This is a genomic window from Achromobacter deleyi (assembly GCF_013116765.2).
Classification (GTDB): Bacteria; Pseudomonadota; Gammaproteobacteria; order Burkholderiales; family Burkholderiaceae_B; genus Achromobacter; species Achromobacter deleyi_A.
Genome location: NZ_CP074375.1, coordinates 2,315,445 through 2,332,386 on the forward strand (window position 1 = coordinate 2,315,445; position 16,942 = coordinate 2,332,386).

The following is a 16,942-nucleotide window of genomic DNA, read 5'->3' on the forward strand; positions in this document are numbered from 1 at the left end:
ACCGGACACAGCAAAGACAAAGCCTCCCACAAGGGAGGCTTTGTTACTTGCGGCAGGAACAGATGCGATGCCTGCCTCCCCTGATCCGTCAGGTGGCATTACTTGATAACCATGCCCTGACCGGTGGGCAGCTCCAGGACTTGATATCCCCGCTTTGCGAACCAGGGATCCTCGGCCTCTTTCTGTTCCTTATAACCCAGCCATCCATAGTCATCCAGGATCAGCACCGCACCGGGAACCATGCGATCAAACAGCACATCCAATGCGCCCACTTCCGCATCCGCATTGTTCAGGTCCAAATGCATGAACGCAATTTTCTCTGGCGCGACCTCCGCCAGAATCTCAGGGACTTTGCCCTGCGTCACTGTCACATTGCTCAAGTCCGAGAACCGCTGTTTGACCTGAGCAAACAATTGCTTGCTATGTTCCGGCATCGCGTGATGCGGCAGAGATGGGTCGTGATCGAAAAGATCGTACAAGTAGTAGTGACGATCCGGATAGGATCCAAGATCCACCGCATCGCTCACGACCCTAGCGGTCGTCCCCTTGTAACAAGCGCACTCGACAAAGTCGCCATCCAGCCTCAATCCATTGCGCACCCCCCACAGCACTACCGACATACGCCACAGCACCGCTTGTTCGATTTCGGTGGTGGCATGCTGCTTGAACGCCCTCATCAGGGACTCATCGCCCAAGAAGCTCAGATTCCGATGATAGGTAAACAGATTGTCGCCCGCGTAGACGCCAACGGCCCCGTTCAGGTTGTTGAGCGCCTGCTGGATACCCTGCACAAAGCCGTGAGTATCACGCAAGCCAAAAAAAGTCGTCTTCAGATGATTCATATTCTTCCCTTGATAGACGCGTGGATCTGCCCAGCCATGCCTTGAGACATCCCTGTGTCAATCAATAAAAGGGGAAATCTCGATTGGAGGGCATATCGACGGCAAGTCCTAGCCTAGTGACGATTGACAAAAAATATGGACTTCCCCGATTGCATTGTCCAGCAACTAACGCAGCAGGGTTAGGCTGAACTGAAGGGAGATTCCGAGGCTACTTAGCCGAATGAAGACGCCGTCTAATTCATAGAATTCCCGTATCCCAGTATTCAACCTCTGCTGCCCGTTGCGCTTTCTATGTCAAATCCGGCTCTGACCCAACACCAGGCGGCGGCCAGCGCCGGACGTCTGGCCCCTTGCCATTCCCCCCTGCGCCTGCGTGCAGTCGCCCATCTGTATGGCATTCAAACAGCTCCCCTACAAAATGCACGTGTCCTGGTTCTGAGCTGCGGCGCGGCGGAAGGGCTAATTCCCTATGCCCTCGCCAATTCTGACGCTATTGTCGTTGGCCTGGACTCGCGGCCCGAACTGATTGAGTTGGGGCAGAGGCGCATTGATGCGCTGGCTATCACCAATGTGACGCTTCGCGTCTCGGACTACGCTAGCCTTGCGTCAGGGGCGGAACCGTTCGACTACATCATCGCACCGGCAATTTATGACTACCTGCCGCCAGATCAGGCGCAGGGCCTCCTGGAGCAATGCCGGCAGTTGCTGTCGCCGCTGGGGCTGCTGTACGTAGACCACCATGTCTATCCCGGCGCTAAGGGGCTGGAAATTGTGCGCGACGCAATTCTGTTGCACTCGCACGCAGCTCAATCGGAAGACGAAGTCAAGACCAGCGCCCGAGCTGCGCTGACATTGTTTAAGGAAGGATTGGCCTCCGCCAATCCGATGGGATCAACGCTGGAAGCCATTGCGCACCAATTCACGCGCAGTCTCGAGTCCAACGACAGCCCCAGCCTTCTGGCCTGCTCACCGTCATATTTCATCGAATTCGCCAGCAAGGCTGCTCAAGCGGGCTTCGCCTATGCCGGCGACGCAGTGCCACTAAGCGAAGTTGCACTGGAATTCGGCCCCAATGTGTCACTGTCCCACAGCCTGTTGTGCATGGGACAGCCTCCCTCAATGCGCCAGCAGTATTTGGACTTCGCCACTGGACGAGGGTTTCGCCAAAGCCTATTGATTTCCCAGAACCGCGCGCAGGAAGTGCTACCCGCACCCGATCTGTCCCGACTTGCCGAGCTGCGCTGGGCCAGCGGGTTGATTCGGTTGGTGGCCAATGGGCAGGAACAAGGCGCGTCGTATGTGACGCATACCGGCAGAGGATTGAAGACTACAGACCCGGTGATGGTCGACCTCCTGACGGTTATGAGCCGCGCCTGGCCGAGCACGCTGTCGTATACATCGATCCTGAGCGCGCTTATCGTGCAGACAAACAAGGACGAGACTGCCCTGCGAAAATCGCTGGACAAATGCCTCAAGGTGCTTTTAGAGGCCGATCTCGCCCACTTCTGCCTGGACGAAGGGCCGTACGACAACACGGACACGCCGTTCCGGCCACTGCGAAGCATCGCATTGGCCGAGACCAGCCCGCCGCTGTTCAACCTTTGGCACGAACATCTCCATCTGGAATTCAATAGCGGCCAGCGCGCGTTGCTGCGCGAATTGTCCGCCGGAAAATCGCTGCAGCAGACCTTAGCCCTGGAGGCTGCGAAGTTTGCCGAATTCGGCCAGAACGCTTCAGATCTGGTAGAAGTTCTGTCGCTGTTGAAACGATATGCACTGCAAGAGGGGTCAGCCCGCGCCTGGTGCAGCCTGCTCGAAGCAGGCCTTATTGAAAGTGAAGGCCGCGGCCATTACGTTGGCTTATATGTCGATGCGCTAGCGCGTCTGAGCCTGAACGACTCACTCGATGTGCCGCCCTCGGTGCCCCCTGCTCCAGCCATTCTCACCCAGGCAAAACGTCTGAATCTGGCGATGGTGCATCAGTCCTATTCTGAAGCGGAACCACTGGCACGCACGCTAACCACCCGTGCACCGCGCTTTTTTGACGGATGGGAGGCACTTGCGGTAACGCTATGCAATACCCGCCGCCCCGCGGAGGCACTACTGGCAGCATTGCGGATGCTCGATCTGGCTCCGTTGAATGCGCAGAGTTACATCATTCTCGCTGCGTGCCTGACCCAGCTGGACCGAACGTCGGAGGCGATCAGCGCTGGACGGCGCGCCGTCGAACTATCGCCGGAGAATGCCCACACCCATTCCGTGTTGGCCGACACCTTGAACACCGAACGCCGGTACCAGGAAGCAAAGGCAGCCTGCCTGCGCGCCTTAACTATCGATCCCAATCAGCAAAAGGCGCTCGCCAATCTAAGCAAGATTCTGATCGACAGCGGTGATGCCGAAGGTGCGGTGATAGCGGCACGCGATGCTGTCGCGCGCGCTCCCAAATCGCTTACCGCCAACAACAATCTGCTATTTGCGTTGAATTACGCTCCCTCCGTGACCGCGCAGGAAGTGTTCCAGGCATATCAAACCTATGATCAGACCTATTGCCAAGCATTACGCCGTGCCTGGCGACCACACAAGAACGCGCGCCAGACATCCCGCAAGATAAAGGTCGGAATTGCATCGCCGGATTTCCGCAAGCACTCGGGAAACTGCTTTATCGAGCCACTGCTAGCCCAACTGGACCGCGCTCGCTTTGAACTAACTGCTTACGCGGAACTCACATCCGAGGATGCGATGACGCAGCGATTCAAGGGGCTCTTTGAAAATTGGGTACCTACGGCTCGGCTGACGGATTCGGAGCTTTCCGACAGAATCCGAACTGATGAAATCGATATATTGATTGACGTCGCCGGCCATACCGCAGGAAACCGTCTTGCAGTGTTCGCTCGCAAGCCTGCGCCGGTTTCATTGACCTGGTTAGGTTTCGGCTACACAACCGGTCTTTCAGCCATCGACTACATCATGACTGACGCCGCGATGGCGCCTCCGGGAAGCGAGGACCTATTTGCCGAAAGACCCTGGCGGCTAAGCGAGACCAACTTTATCTATCGCCCCGGTAAAGACATGGGAGAACCTGGTCCGCTGCCAGCGATTGCCAAAGGCCACGTAACGTTGGGCAGTCTTACCCGAGCGATCCGCATGAACGATCGGACGATCGGTGTGTGGTCAGAGATCCTGCGCCGACTGCCGCGAGCCCGCCTTGTCGTGGACAGCACCAGCTATCGCGATGTTCCCATGCAGGAAGGACTGATCGCCCGATTCGAAAGTCAAGGCATCGATCGAAGCCGGCTTTCGATAGGCTGCCACAGCCCCCCCTGGGATGTCCTACGAAGTATGGACATCGGTCTGGACTGCTTCCCACACAACTCTGGGGTCACGCTGGTGGAATCCCTTTATATGGGCGTGCCCTATGTCACGCTTGCGGACCGTCCCAGCGTAGGTCGAATTGGCTCATCGGTGCTGCATGGTATCGGCCACCCCGAATGGATCAGTCAGACCGAACTTGAATACGTCGAGAAAGTCGTGGCTCTGGCCAGCGACCTGCCCGCCCTGGCCAAGATTCGCGCCGGCCTGCGCGACGAAATGCACGCCAGCCCGCTTATGGACGAGCCCGCCTTCGCGCGCAAGTTCGAAGGCGCGCTGACGGAAATGTTCAAGAACTGGTGCGACACCCAAGCATGAAAGCCATCATCCTAGCCGGCGGCCTTGGCACCCGGATCTCCGAAGAAACCCACACGCGCCCCAAGCCGATGATCGAGATCGGCGGGCGGCCCATCCTGTGGCACATCATGAAGACCTATTCCGCTCATGGCGTGAACGACTTCGTGATCTGCTGCGGCTACAAGGGCTACATGATCAAGGAGTACTTCGCCAATTACTTCCTGCACATGTCCGACGTAACGTTCGACATGGCCGACAACCGCATGGAAGTGCACCAGCGCAAGGCGGAGCCCTGGCGCGTGACGCTGGTCGATACCGGCGAGACCACAATGACGGGCGGCCGCCTGAAGCGCGTCGCCGACTACGTGAAGGAAGACGAGGCGTTCTGCTTCACCTACGGCGACGGCGTGGCGGACATCGACATCAGCGCGCTGATCGCCTTTCACCGCAAGCACGGCAAGGCCGCCACGGTCACGGCCGTGCAGCCGCCCGGCCGCTACGGGGCGTTGCGCCGCGAGGGCGACATGGTCACCGGGTTCACGGAAAAGCCTCGTGGTGACGGCGGTCTGATCAACGGCGGCTTTTTCGTGCTGTCGCCCGAGGTGCTGTCCCTGATCGACGACGACGACACCACCTGGGAAGCCGGCCCGCTGGAGTCGCTCAGCCGCGACGGCCAATTGCATGCCTTTGAGCACCTGGGCTTCTGGCAGCCGATGGACACGCTGCGTGAGAAGAATCTGCTGGAATCCCTGTGGAGCACGGGCAAGGCGCCATGGAAAGTCTGGTGACACCCGGCGCCGAGTTCTGGCGCGGCAAGCGCGTACTGCTGACCGGCCATACCGGCTTCAAGGGCAGCTGGCTGGCATTGTGGCTGCACCGGCTCGGCGCGCAGGTCACTGGACTTGCCCTGCCCCCCTGCACCGCCCCCAGCCTTTACCACGCCGCCCGGGTCGGCTCCCTGATCGACAGCCGCTATTGCGACATCCGCGATGCCGCGGCGCTGCGCGAACAGACCCTCGCCGCCCGGCCGGAGATCTTGCTGCACCTGGCCGCGCAAGCGCTGGTGCGCCCCAGCTATGCGCAGCCGGTGGAAACCTTCGCGACCAACATCATGGGCACGGCGCATCTGCTGGACGCGCTGCGCGCCGTAACGTCGGCCAGAGTCGCAGTCATGGTCACGACCGACAAGGTCTATCGCAACAACGAATGGCCCTACCCGTACCGCGAAAGCGATACGCTGGGCGGGCACGACCCCTACAGCGCCAGCAAGGCGGCCAGCGAACTGGTCATCGCATCCTATCGCGACGCCTTCCTGCACGCCCAGGGTCTGGCGATCGCCAGCGCACGCGCGGGCAACGTCATCGGCGGCGGCGACTGGTCCGCCGACCGCCTGCTGCCCGACGCCGTGCGCGCCTGGCGCGGCAATGGCGAACTGCAGGTCCGGCGGCCGCGGTCTGTCCGCCCCTGGCAGCACGTACTGGAACCATTGGCGGGCTATCTGACCCTGGCGCAAGCGCTGTGGGAAACGCCCGGATTGGCGGACGCCTACAACTTCGGCCCCGATGCCGCCGAGGCCGCGCCCGTGCGCACGGTGGTGGACCTGGCCCAGGCGGCCTACGGCCAGGGGCGCACCCTGTACGCCGATCAGGCCGAAGGCCCGCATGAAGCCGGGCTGCTCACGCTGGATACATCCAAGGCCCGCTCGGTGCTGAATGTGGCGCCGCGATGGCCGCTGGCGCAGGCCGTCGCCCGCAGCATGGACTGGTACCGCCGTTTTGACGCCGGAGAAGACGCGCAAGCGCTGTGCCACGCCGACATCGACTTGTACGAGGCGCGGCCATGAGCCTGGACATCATCGCCACGCCGCTGGACGGCCTGAAGATCGTGCAGCGCCATCCGCGCGGCGACTCGCGCGGCTTCCTGGCCCGCCTGTTCGACGCAGCCGACCTGGCCGCCTGCGGCTGGGGCGGCGCCATCGCCCAGGTCAACCATACTTACACCGCGCAGTCCGGCACGATCCGCGGCATGCACTATCAGCTTCCGCCGCACGCCGAGATGAAGCTCGTCAGTTGCATCCGCGGCGCGGTCTGGGACGTGGCGGTCGACCTGCGGGCGGGTTCTCCCACCTTTCTGCAATGGCATGCCGAACGACTGTCCGCCGACAACGGCCGCGCCCTGCTGATACCCGAAGGCTTTGCCCACGGTTTCCAGACGCTGAGCGACGACGCGGAAATGCTGTATTGCCATTCCGCCCCGTACTCCCCGCAGGCCGAGGCCGGCCTGCATTACCAGGATGCCCGGGTGGGCATCTCCTGGCCCCTGCCCCCTACCCTGGTGTCCGAGCGCGATCAGCAACATCCGCGCCTGGACGCTGCCTATTCTGGAGTCGCACTGTGAAGTGCCGCCACTGCCAGGCCGAACTGCGCCTGCCCTTCCTGGACCTGGGCCATGCCCCGCCGTCCAACGCCTACCTGAGCGAAACCGCCCTGCGCGGCCCCGAGACCTGGTTTCCGCTGCGCCTCCTGGTGTGCGAGTCTTGCTGGCTGGTCCAGACGGAAGACCATGCCGGCCGCGAAGCGCTGTTCACCGACGACTACGCCTACTTCAGCTCGTTCTCGTCGTCCTGGCTGGCGCATTCGCGCCGCTACGTGGATGCGATGATCGGCCGCTTCGGCCTGGGCAGGGACAGCATGGTCGCGGAGATCGCGGCCAACGACGGCTATCTGCTGCAGTACGTCCAGGCGGCCGGCATTCCCTGCTACGGCGTGGAGCCCACCGCCAGTACGGCGCAGGCGGCCCGCGAACGCGGCATCGACATCGTGCAGCGCTTCTTCGGCGTGGAGCTGGGCGACGAGCTGACCGAACAGGGCCGGGCCGCGGACCTCATTGCCGCAAACAACGTGCTGGCGCACGTGCCGGACATCAACGATTTCGTGTCGGGCTTCGCCGCGCTGCTCAAGCCGCAGGGCGTGGCCACGTTCGAATTCCCGCACCTGCTGCGCATGGTGCAGGAAAGCCAGTTCGACACGGCCTATCACGAGCACTATTCCTACCTGTCGCTGACGTCCGTGTCGCGCATCTTCGAGGCCAACGGCCTGTCGGTATTCGATGTCGAGCACCTGGGCACGCATGGCGGCAGCCTGCGCGTCTTTGCGCAGCGCCTGGACACCGGCAAGCATGAGGTCGGTTCCGAGGTCGCCCGCACGCTGGACGAGGAACAGCGGGCCGGGGTCGCCGGCAGGGAGTTCTACGCTCGCTTCCAGGAGCAGGCCGAGCGGGTCAAGAACGATCTGCTCGCCTTCCTGGTCGAGCTGCGCCGGGGCGGCAAGCGCATCGCAGCCTATGGCGCGGCCGCCAAGGGCAACACGCTGCTGAACTTCGCCGGCGTGCGGCCCGACCTGCTGCCTTATGTGGTGGACCTGAATCCCGCCAAGCAGGACAAATACCTGCCCGGCAGCCATATTCCCATCGTGGCGGAGGCGCGCCTGCGCGAAGACCGCCCCGAGTACATCCTGATCCTGCCCTGGAACCTGAAGGCGGAAGTCTCGGAGCAGCTTGCCTACGCGCGCCAGGATTGGAACGCCAAGCTGGTGACGGCGATTCCGTCGCTTTCCATCGACAGCAGTCCGCAGGCATGAATACCCCCCTGGTCACCGTCCTGGGCTCGTCGGGCTTCATCGGCCGCCACCTCGTCGCGCGCCTGCGCGCCGACGGCGTCGCCTGCGAGGCGCCGCCCCGGGACGCGGACCTGCTGCGCCGCCCGCTGGGGCACGTGATCTACGCTATCGGCCTGACGTCGGACTTCCGCAGCCGCCCTCTGGAAACGGTGCAAGCCCACGTGTGCCTGCTGCGCAGCCTGCTGGACCAGGGCGAATTCGACAGTCTCACCTACCTGTCCAGCACGCGGGTCTACGCCGGCGCCGCCGACACCCGCGAAAGCGCGACGCTGCACGTCAATCCGAACGACGCGAGCGACCTCTATAACCTGTCCAAGCTCATGGGGGAATCCCTGTGCCTGCACGGCGGGCGCGCGGGCGCCAGGGTGGCGCGCCTGTCCAATATCGTCGGCCTGCGCGGTGCCCCGGACAGCTTCATCGACCAGTTGCTGGAAGAAGGCGCACGCGACGGGAGCATCACGCTGCGTACCGCGCTGTCGTCCCGCAAGGACTATCTGCATATCGACGACGCGGTCTCGCAGATCATCGCCATCGCGTTGTCCGATGCCGCCGGCATTTTCAATGTCGCCCATGGCGCGGGCGTGGAAAACCGCGAGATCGCGGCCTGCCTGCATGACGTCCTGGGCTACCGCGTTTCGGTCGCGCAAGATGCCCCGGAGTGGGCCTTTAACGACATCGACATTAGCCGCACGCGCACGCTCTGCGGCCAGGCGCCGCGTCCGTTTTCCGAATTTTTCCCGAATTTTCTAGCGCAGTACCGTCTGCACAAAGGAATCTGAATGTCCTACCTTGAAACCACGCCCGACGCGCACCCCGAGTACCGTCAGGAAAAAGAGGCTCGCATCACCGGTTTCGCCAAAGACCAGGAGTTCCGCGAGCTGTCCATCGCCTGGCGCCAGATGGCCCTGGAACGCAAGTACATGAACAACTTCTCCTGGGCAGGCCGGCCGCTGATCCAACTGCCTATGGACGCGATGGCCATGCAGGAACTGATCTGGGCCGTGAAACCCGATTTGATCATCGAGACCGGCATCGCCCACGGCGGCTCGCTGATGCTGTCGGCCTCTATGCTGCAGCTGCTGGGCGCGGGCGAGGTGGTGGGCATCGATATCGAGATCCGCGAACACAACCGCCAGGCCATCGAAGCCCATCCGCTGGCCAAGCGCATCCACCTGATCGAAGGCTCCAGCATCGATCCGGCGACGATCGCAAAGGTGCGCGCGCACGCCGAAGGCAAGAAGAACATCCTGGTGTGCCTGGACTCCAACCACACGCACGACCACGTGCTGGCGGAATTGAACGCCTATGCCGACCTGGTCAGCGTGGGCAGCTACTGCGTGGTCTTCGACACCTTCGTCGAAGACATGCCCGCCGACTACGAATGGCCGGGCCGCCACTGGGGCAAGGGCAACAACCCCAAAACCGCCGTCTGGGAATGGATCAAGCAGCATCCCGAGTTCGAGATCGACCGGTCGGTGGAAGACCGCCTGCTGGTCACGTCCGCGCCGGACGGATTCCTGCGCCGCAAGGCCTGAGCCCGCCGCCGGTTGCCGACATGATCCAGATAGATCCCACCGCGCGCGTCTCTCCGCTGGCGGATATCGAAGACTCCACGCGCGGCACGCGCATCATCATCGGCGCGAAGGCGGTGATCGATTCCTTCGTGAAGATCAAGCCGGCGGGCGGATCCGGCGACGTCGAGATCGGCCCGGAATGCGTCATCAATTCCGGCTGCGTGCTCTATACGGGCCATGGAATCCGCATGGGCGCGCGCGTGGCCGTGGCCGCGAATTGCACATTCGCCCCCGCCAACCATGAATTCCGCCGCCGCGACCTGCCGATCCGCGACCAGGGCTTCCGCCCCAGCAAGGGCGGGATCGTGATCGAGGACGACGTCTGGATTGGCGCCAACTGCGTGCTGCTGGACGGCGCCATCCTGCGCGAAGGCTGTGTCGTCGCCGCCGGCACCATTGTGCGCGGCGAAGTGGCGGCCTTCTCGATCCAGGGCGGCAATCCGATGAAAGTACTGGGCTGGCGTACAGAAACGGGCGCCTGAAGACGCCTGGTGAAATGGGACAATCTTAGAAACACCATGAGCACTACTCTGCGGGACCGCTTCGAATCCGAGGGCTATCTGGTCCTGAAGGACTTCTGGAAGCAAGGCGAACTGATCGAGCTGGAGGACCAGCTGACCGAACTGGGCCAACGTATCGTCGGGCCGCAATTCAATGCGCGCGACTACGAGCAATACGAACTGGAGCCTGCCACCCAATCGTTGCTGTACGACAGGCTGAAATACCTGCCGGCGCTATCGCGCATGTCGGGCAGCCCGGCGGTTCACGGACTGTGCCGGGACCTGGGCCTGGCGCACCCTTCTCTGATGGGCTGCTGCAACATGCGCCTGGACAAGCCGGCGGACTCGCGGCATCTGTTCGCCTGGCACCAGGATTCGCTATACCTGCTGGGTTCCGAAAACGCCGTGACCCTGTGGGTTCCTTTCCAGGACGTCAATCTGCAGTCCGGCACGATCCAGGTGATCCCGGGCAGCCACAAGCGGGGCATTTACCCCTTCAAGCGGATCAGCGACAAGGTCATCGCGCCCTACGTGCCGTTGCTGCAGCGCGATCTCAGCCTGGATTACGAAGTGACCGAAATACCCGAGACCATCACTGCCGCGCGAGGCGACGTCGTGATCTTCAAGCAGATGCTGTTGCATCGCAGCACCCCCAATCTGGGCAAGCAGATCCGGTGGACCACGCAGTTGCGCATCACCGACCTGGCCGATCCCGAATACCGCCGCCAGCGATTCCCCACCGGCGACCGCACCAACATCTTCTACGTCGACTACCTGGGCCACGACGCCCAGCAGCGGCGCCAGGCAGAATCCGAGAAAGCAGCAGCATGAACGACACTACCGACCCCTCCCGCTTCCGCCAGGACGGCCGCAGCACTGGCCGCGAGGTCAACTACCGCGCCGACCTGGGCGACTTCTTCAGCGACGCCCGCGGCACCGCGGTGGAGAAACTCGAGAACTTCCCCTGCTTCGTCCCGCGCCAGAGCATCGCCCGTTTCCTGTGCCTGTCGGAGCTTTTCAAGATGGCCCTGCACGTGCAAGGCGACATCATGGAGTGCGGTGTCAACTGGGGCGGCGGATTGATGACGTTTGCGCAGCTCAGCGCCACGCTCGAGCCCGTCAACCTGCAACGCCGCATTGTCGGTTTCGATACGTTCTCGGGTTTTTCGGGCATCTCCGAGCAGGACCAGCATGCCGTCGTGCAGACCACCGAACGCCGGGTGAACGGATACGAGGCGGACAGCTACGCAGATCTGCAGCGCGCCATCGAACTCTTCGACGCGAATCGCTTCATCGGTCATATCCAGAAGGTCGAACTGGTCAAGGGCGACGTCGCCGAAAGCGTGCCACGGTATCTGGCCCGGGAACCTCAGACGGTGGTTTCGCTGTTACACCTGGACCTGGATCTCTACGAGCCGACCAAAGTCTGCCTGGAACACTTCGTGCCGCGCATGCCCAAAGGCGCCGTCATCGTGTTCGATGAATTGAACAATCGCACCTGGCCAGGAGAAACTCTGGCCGTCATGGAAAAGCTGGGGCTGAACAAACTGCGGATTCAGCGGTTCACTTACGAACCTCACGTCAGCTACGCCATTCTGGAGTAGGCGGCTTTCCACCGCCTCCGCGTACCCACCCTCCGGCAGCCCCCGCCCTCCCAGAGCGGCTCGCGCGCTACCGGGCGGCTGATTTGCGAGTCCCGGCATCGACCCTCTCGTCATCCGGGCACCCCCCAAGCTGGCAGGTACGGCGCGGGGCGAAGCCCTGCCATGCCCCCATTTTCCGCTTCTATTCCCCCCTTGCGCCGTTCCACACTTACTTCATAATTGCCCTTGCACGCTTTTGTATCTATATTTTTCATAACATGACCGCCACGCCCCCCGATCCACTCGCTACGCAGCACGACGGCACCCCGGATCCAGACACTCAGGCGCCGGTGGATGCGCAGACCCTGCGTCTGCGCGAAGAGAACCGCGCATTGCGCGAACTGCTGGCCGCGCAGGTGCAGGCCGCGCTTCCCCAGCAGCAGCCAGGCTGGCTCAGCCGCCTGTGCTGGTGGCTGATTTCCGCGCCGGGAGCGGCGCTGGTGGGTTGGCGCAGCCTGCTGGGCCGCGACGACGCCGCGCCCATCACCCGCCGCAGCGTGGGCAATGCCACATTGACCGTCCTGTACACCCTGGCCATCTATGGCGCGCTGGTGCTGCTGGTCGTGTCCTGGAGTTCGCCGAACACCCCGCGTTCCGGCTCCACGGCGGCCAGCCCCGTGCGCGTGCCGCTGGTGCCGCTGCCGCCTTTGCCAACCGAAGCGGATCCGGCCCGGGAACCCACAGCCTCCGCGCCTGAAGCGCCTGCCGCGCGCGAACCCGAACCAAGCCCGGCGCCCCTGCCCGCGCAGCCGCCTGTTGCCGCGCCATTGGTGCCATCCGCGTCCCCGGCGCCATTTGCCGGCGCGCTTGCGCCGGCAGAGCCGCCTGGCACCACCACCGCACCGCATTCCACGCTGCGCATCACCGAGATCGCGGCGCCGGACCCCTTGGCCTGGGTGGACGCGCTCAAGGGCGAGCTGGCGCGCTGCGTCGAGCTGGGATTCTTTGAGCGCCCCGATTGCGCGTGGGCGGTGCGCAAGCAGTACTGTGAGCCGAATCACGGCTGGGGCACCGTGAAGGAATGCCCGGCGCAGCCCTAGCGCGTGTGCAAGAGTTGTCACATGCCGGCCACGAACCGACGCGACAATGCCTTGCCACTCTCGACAACGGCGAAATGTTTTGCATCAATCGGAAAGCGTGCGTCATAATGGCGCTTACTTCGGCCTTGCTCCGGCCTTTCATCACTAGGACAACTTGACCATGGAAGCTTCCGTCAACAACACCGTCAACTCCGCCTTGGCCCTGAGGGACGTGAACCTCATGCAAGAGGTGCAGGCCACTGTGATGAAGAAGGCCATCAACGCGCAGGCCGATTCGGTCGCCACGCTGATGCAGTCGCTGCCTGTGCTGGCCATCGACGGCACCCTGGGCTCGCGCGTCAATACGCACGCCTGAGCAGGCCGGCCGCGGGGCGGCAAGCCCCGCAGCAATACCCTGAACAAGCCGCCTGCATCGGGCGGCTTTTTCGTTGCCGGACTGGCCGCCCTCCGCCTGGCATTGCCCATGAAAAAAGCGCCGGCCCCTGGAAACAGGGCCGGCGCTTTTCATTGCGCGGGCGGCAAGCCGCCACGCTTTACTTCTTCTTCATCGGTGGAAGGTCGGTGCACACGCCTTCGGCGACTTCGGCCGCCATGCCCACCGATTCACCCAGGGTCGGGTGCGGGTGGATGGTCTTGGCGATGTCGACGACGTCGGCGCCCATTTCCACGGCCAGGGCCAGTTCGCTGATCAGGTCGCCAGCGTGGGTGCCCACGATGCTGCCGCCCAGGATGCGATGCGTTTCCGCGTCGAAAATCAGCTTGGTGAAGCCCTCGTCGCGGCCATTGGCGATGGCGCGGCCGGAGGCGGCCCAGGGGAACACGCCCTTCTCGATCTTGATGCCTTGCTTCTTGGCTTCGTCTTCGGTCAGGCCCACCCACGCCACTTCCGGATCGGTGTAGGCCACCGACGGGATCACGCGCGCATCGAAGAACGACTTCTGGCCGGCCGCGGCTTCCGCCGCCACGTGGCCTTCATGCACCGCCTTGTGGGCCAGCATGGGCTGGCCGACGATGTCGCCAATGGAGAAGATGTTCGGCACGTTGGTGCGCATCTGGCGATCGACCTCGATGAATCCGCGGTCGGTCACGGCGATGCCTGCCTTGTCGGCGCCGATCTTCTTGCCGTTGGGGCTGCGGCCCACGGCTTGCAGCACCAGGTCGTAGCGCTGGGGTTCCTTGGGGGCGCCCTCGCCTTCGAAGCTGACGTAGATGCCGTCCTTTCTGGCTTCCGCACCCACCGTCTTGGTCTTCAACATGATGTTGTCGAAGCGGTAGGCATTCTTCTTCTGCCAGACCTTGACCAGGTCGCGGTCGGCGCCCTGCATCAGGCCGTCCAGCATTTCCACGACGTCCAGGCGGGCGCCCAGCGTGGAATACACCGTGCCCATTTCCAGGCCGATGATGCCGCCGCCGACGATGAGCATCTTCTTGGGGATTTCACGCAGCAACAAGGCGCCGGTGGAGTCGACGATGCGGTCGTCCTCGGGCATGAACGGCAGCTTCACCGACTGGCTGCCCGCGGCGATGATGGCTTGCTTGAAGCGGATGGCCTGCGTCTTGCCGTCGGCGCTCTTGACCGTCAGGTGGTTGGCATCGGCGAATTCGCCCACGCCGTGCACCACGGTGACCTTGCGAGCCTTCGCCATGCCGGCCAGGCCGCCGGTCAGTTTGGCGACCACGCTGTCCTTGTAGCCGCGCAGCTTGTCCAGGTCGATCTTGGGCTCGCCAAAGCTGATGCCATGGGCGGCCAGTTCGCGGGCTTCGTCGATGATGGCGGCGTTGTGCAGCAGTGCCTTGGACGGAATGCAGCCCACGTTCAGGCAGACGCCGCCCAGCGTGTCGTAGCGTTCCACCAGAACCACGGACAAGCCCAGGTCGGCGGCGCGGAACGCGGCGGAATAGCCGCCGGGGCCGGCGCCCAGCACGAGCACATCGCATTCGGCGTCCGCCGAACCCTTGAAGCTGGAAGCGGCCGGCGCGGGCGCTGCCTTGGCGGCCGGAGCCGCCGCGGTTTCAGCCTTCGCGGGCGCTTCCTTGGCTGCGGGAGCAGGAGCGGCAGCGTCGGACGCGCCTGCGGCCGCCGCTTCCACTTCCAGCACGACCGCGCCTTCGGCGACCTTGTCGCCGACCTTGACGGCGATGGACTTCACCACGCCGCCTTGCGACGCGGGGATTTCCATCGAGGCCTTGTCGGATTCGACGGTGATCAGGCTTTGTTCGGCCTTGATCGTGTCGCCCACAGCAACCAGCACCTCGATGACTTCCACTTCCTTGAAGTCGCCGATGTCCGGCACTTTGATTTGAACGGTATTGCTCATAGGGCTCCCCGTTTACAGCGCGATGCGGCGGAAGTCGGCCAGCAAGGCGCCCAGATAGGCGTTGAAGCGCGCGGCCGAAGCGCCGTCGATGACGCGGTGGTCATAGGACAGCGACAGCGGCACGATCAGGCGCGGCACGAACTGCTTGCCGTCCCAAACGGGCTTGTGCGAGGAGCGCGAGACGCCCAGGATGGCCACTTCAGGCGCATTGATGATGGGCGTGAACGAGGTGCCGCCGATGCCGCCCAGGGACGAGATCGAGAAGCAGCCGCCCTGCATTTCGGCGGGCGAGATCTTGCCATCGCGGGCCTTCTTGGACAGGTCGGTCATTTCCTGCGCGATCTGCAGGATGCCCTTCTTGTCGGCGTCGCGGATCACCGGCACCACCAGCCCGTTGGGCGTATCGGCTGCGAAACCGATGTGGTAGTACTGCTTGAGCACCAGGTTGTCGCCGTCCAGCGAGGCGTTGAACTCGGGGAACTTCTTCAGGGCCGCGACGACGGCCTTGATCAGGAAGGCCAGCATCGTGACCTTGACGCCCGACTTCTCGTTTTCCTTGTTCAGCGTGACGCGCAGGGCTTCGAGGTCGGTGATGTCCGCTTCGTCGTTGTTGGTGACGTGCGGGATCATGACCCAGTTGCGGTGCAGGTTCGCGCCGGAGATCTTCTTGATGCGCGACAGCGGCTTGGCTTCGATCGGGCCGAACTTGGTGAAGTCGATCTTCGGCCACGGCAGCAGGCCCAGCGCGGCGCCATCGGCCGAACCGCCGGCGGCGGCCGCCGGGGCAGCGGAAAGCGCCTGCTTGACGAAACCGCGCACGTCGTCGGCGGTGATGCGTTCCTTGGGACCCGAACCCTTGACCTTGCTCAGGTTCACGCCCAGTTCGCGGGCGAACTTGCGCACCGAGGGCGAAGCGTGCGGCAGCTGGCCGGGCTTGAGGTTGGCGTCTTCCAGGGCGGCGGCGGGAGCCGGACGCGTAGCGGGCGCGGCCGGAGCGGCGGCTTCGGTCTTGGCAGCGGGAGCAGCGGCAGCCTCGGCCTTGGCGGCCGGGGCGGCGGCGGGTGCGGCGCCCGCTTGCGCGGCGCCTTCAACCACGACCACGACCGAACCCTTGGCGACCTTGTCGCCGACCTTGACCTTCACTTCCTTGACCACGCCGCCCTGCGAGGCCGGGATCTCCATCGAGGCCTTGTCGGACTCGACGGTAATCAGGCTTTGCTCGGCCTTGATCGTGTCGCCCACGGCGACCATGACTTCGATGACTTCCACTTCCTTGAAGTCGCCGATGTCCGGCACTTCGATCTCGACCGGACCGCTGGCGGCGGCCGGGGCCGAAGCCTCGGCCTTGGGAGCGGCGGCGGCGGCCTGCTTGGGTTCTTCCTTGGCGGCCGGCTTGGCGTCGGCCTTGGGGGCCTCTTCCTTGGCGGAAGCGCCGGCTTCGGCCGCTTCCACTTCCAGCACGACCGCGCCTTCGGCGACCTTGTCGCCGACCTTGACGGCGATGGACTTCACCACGCCGCCTTGCGACGCGGGGATTTCCATCGAGGCCTTGTCGGATTCGACGGTGATCAGGCTTTGTTCGGCCTTGATCGTGTCGCCCACCGCCACCAGCAATTCAATGACTTCCACTTCCTTGAAGTCGCCGATGTCGGGAACCTTGATTTGCACGATGTTGCTCATGT

General features: G+C 63.6%; 15 protein-coding genes. 12 read left to right on the forward strand and 3 right to left on the reverse strand.

The window, feature by feature from the left end; all coding sequences use genetic code 11:
* Positions 1-98: 98 nt before the first annotated feature.
* A complete protein-coding gene (locus HLG70_RS10360) occupies positions 99-842 on the reverse strand; it encodes a class I SAM-dependent methyltransferase (protein ID WP_171661629.1) in 744 nt (247 codons plus the stop codon).
* 291 nt (positions 843-1,133) lie between these two features.
* Between HLG70_RS10360 and HLG70_RS10365 the strand changes: the two genes are divergently transcribed.
* From HLG70_RS10365 to HLG70_RS10420, 12 genes are all read left to right on the forward strand, one after another.
* Entirely contained in the window at positions 1,134-4,529 is a 3,396-nt protein-coding gene (locus HLG70_RS10365) for a methyltransferase regulatory domain-containing protein (RefSeq protein ID WP_171661630.1), read from the forward strand.
* On the forward strand, positions 4,526-5,296 hold the full coding sequence (rfbF, locus tag HLG70_RS10370; protein WP_171661631.1) for a glucose-1-phosphate cytidylyltransferase: 771 nt from the start codon (positions 4,526-4,528) through the stop codon (positions 5,294-5,296). Before HLG70_RS10365 ends, rfbF begins: the two co-directional genes overlap by 4 nt.
* Entirely contained in the window at positions 5,281-6,351 is a 1,071-nt protein-coding gene (gene rfbG / locus HLG70_RS10375; RefSeq protein WP_171661632.1) for a CDP-glucose 4,6-dehydratase, read from the forward strand. The genes rfbF and rfbG overlap by 16 nt, the downstream gene beginning before the upstream one ends.
* Entirely contained in the window at positions 6,348-6,905 is a 558-nt protein-coding gene (gene rfbC, locus HLG70_RS10380) for a dTDP-4-dehydrorhamnose 3,5-epimerase (protein WP_171661633.1), read from the forward strand. The genes rfbG and rfbC overlap by 4 nt, the downstream gene beginning before the upstream one ends.
* On the forward strand, positions 6,902-8,146 hold the full coding sequence (locus HLG70_RS10385; RefSeq protein ID WP_171661634.1) for a class I SAM-dependent methyltransferase: 1,245 nt from the start codon (positions 6,902-6,904) through the stop codon (positions 8,144-8,146). The genes rfbC and HLG70_RS10385 overlap by 4 nt, the downstream gene beginning before the upstream one ends.
* Positions 8,143-8,964, forward strand: a complete 822-nt coding sequence (locus tag HLG70_RS10390; protein ID WP_171661635.1) for an NAD-dependent epimerase/dehydratase family protein — start codon at positions 8,143-8,145, stop codon at positions 8,962-8,964. The genes HLG70_RS10385 and HLG70_RS10390 overlap by 4 nt, the downstream gene beginning before the upstream one ends.
* Entirely contained in the window at positions 8,965-9,720 is a 756-nt protein-coding gene (locus HLG70_RS10395; protein WP_171661636.1) for a cephalosporin hydroxylase family protein, read from the forward strand.
* Between the two features lie 20 nt (positions 9,721-9,740).
* A complete protein-coding gene (locus HLG70_RS10400) occupies positions 9,741-10,241 on the forward strand; it encodes an acyltransferase (RefSeq protein WP_171661637.1) in 501 nt (166 codons plus the stop codon).
* Positions 10,242-10,277: 36 nt separating this feature from the next.
* Positions 10,278-11,090: a phytanoyl-CoA dioxygenase family protein gene (locus HLG70_RS10405; RefSeq protein WP_171661638.1), complete on the forward strand. Its 813-nt coding sequence runs from the start codon at positions 10,278-10,280 to the stop codon at positions 11,088-11,090.
* A complete protein-coding gene (locus HLG70_RS10410; protein ID WP_171661639.1) occupies positions 11,087-11,863 on the forward strand; it encodes a TylF/MycF/NovP-related O-methyltransferase in 777 nt (258 codons plus the stop codon). The genes HLG70_RS10405 and HLG70_RS10410 overlap by 4 nt, the downstream gene beginning before the upstream one ends.
* Before the next feature lie 257 nt (positions 11,864-12,120).
* Positions 12,121-12,942, forward strand: coding sequence for a hypothetical protein (locus HLG70_RS10415; RefSeq protein WP_171661640.1), 822 nt, complete (start codon positions 12,121-12,123; stop codon positions 12,940-12,942).
* 160 nt (positions 12,943-13,102) lie between these two features.
* Positions 13,103-13,297, forward strand: a complete 195-nt coding sequence (locus tag HLG70_RS10420; RefSeq protein ID WP_171661641.1) for a putative motility protein — start codon at positions 13,103-13,105, stop codon at positions 13,295-13,297.
* 178 nt (positions 13,298-13,475) lie between these two features.
* Here HLG70_RS10420 and lpdA read toward each other — a convergent pair whose 3' ends face one another.
* Positions 13,476-15,260 carry a dihydrolipoyl dehydrogenase gene (gene lpdA, locus HLG70_RS10425; RefSeq protein WP_171661642.1) on the reverse strand — a complete coding sequence of 595 codons (1,785 nt, stop codon included), beginning with the start codon at positions 15,258-15,260 and terminating at the stop codon, positions 13,476-13,478.
* Between the two features lie 12 nt (positions 15,261-15,272).
* Complete coding sequence (gene aceF / locus HLG70_RS10430; RefSeq protein WP_171661643.1) at positions 15,273-16,940, reverse strand: dihydrolipoyllysine-residue acetyltransferase; 1,668 nt, start codon at positions 16,938-16,940, stop codon at positions 15,273-15,275.
* Positions 16,941-16,942: the final 2 nt, after the last annotated feature.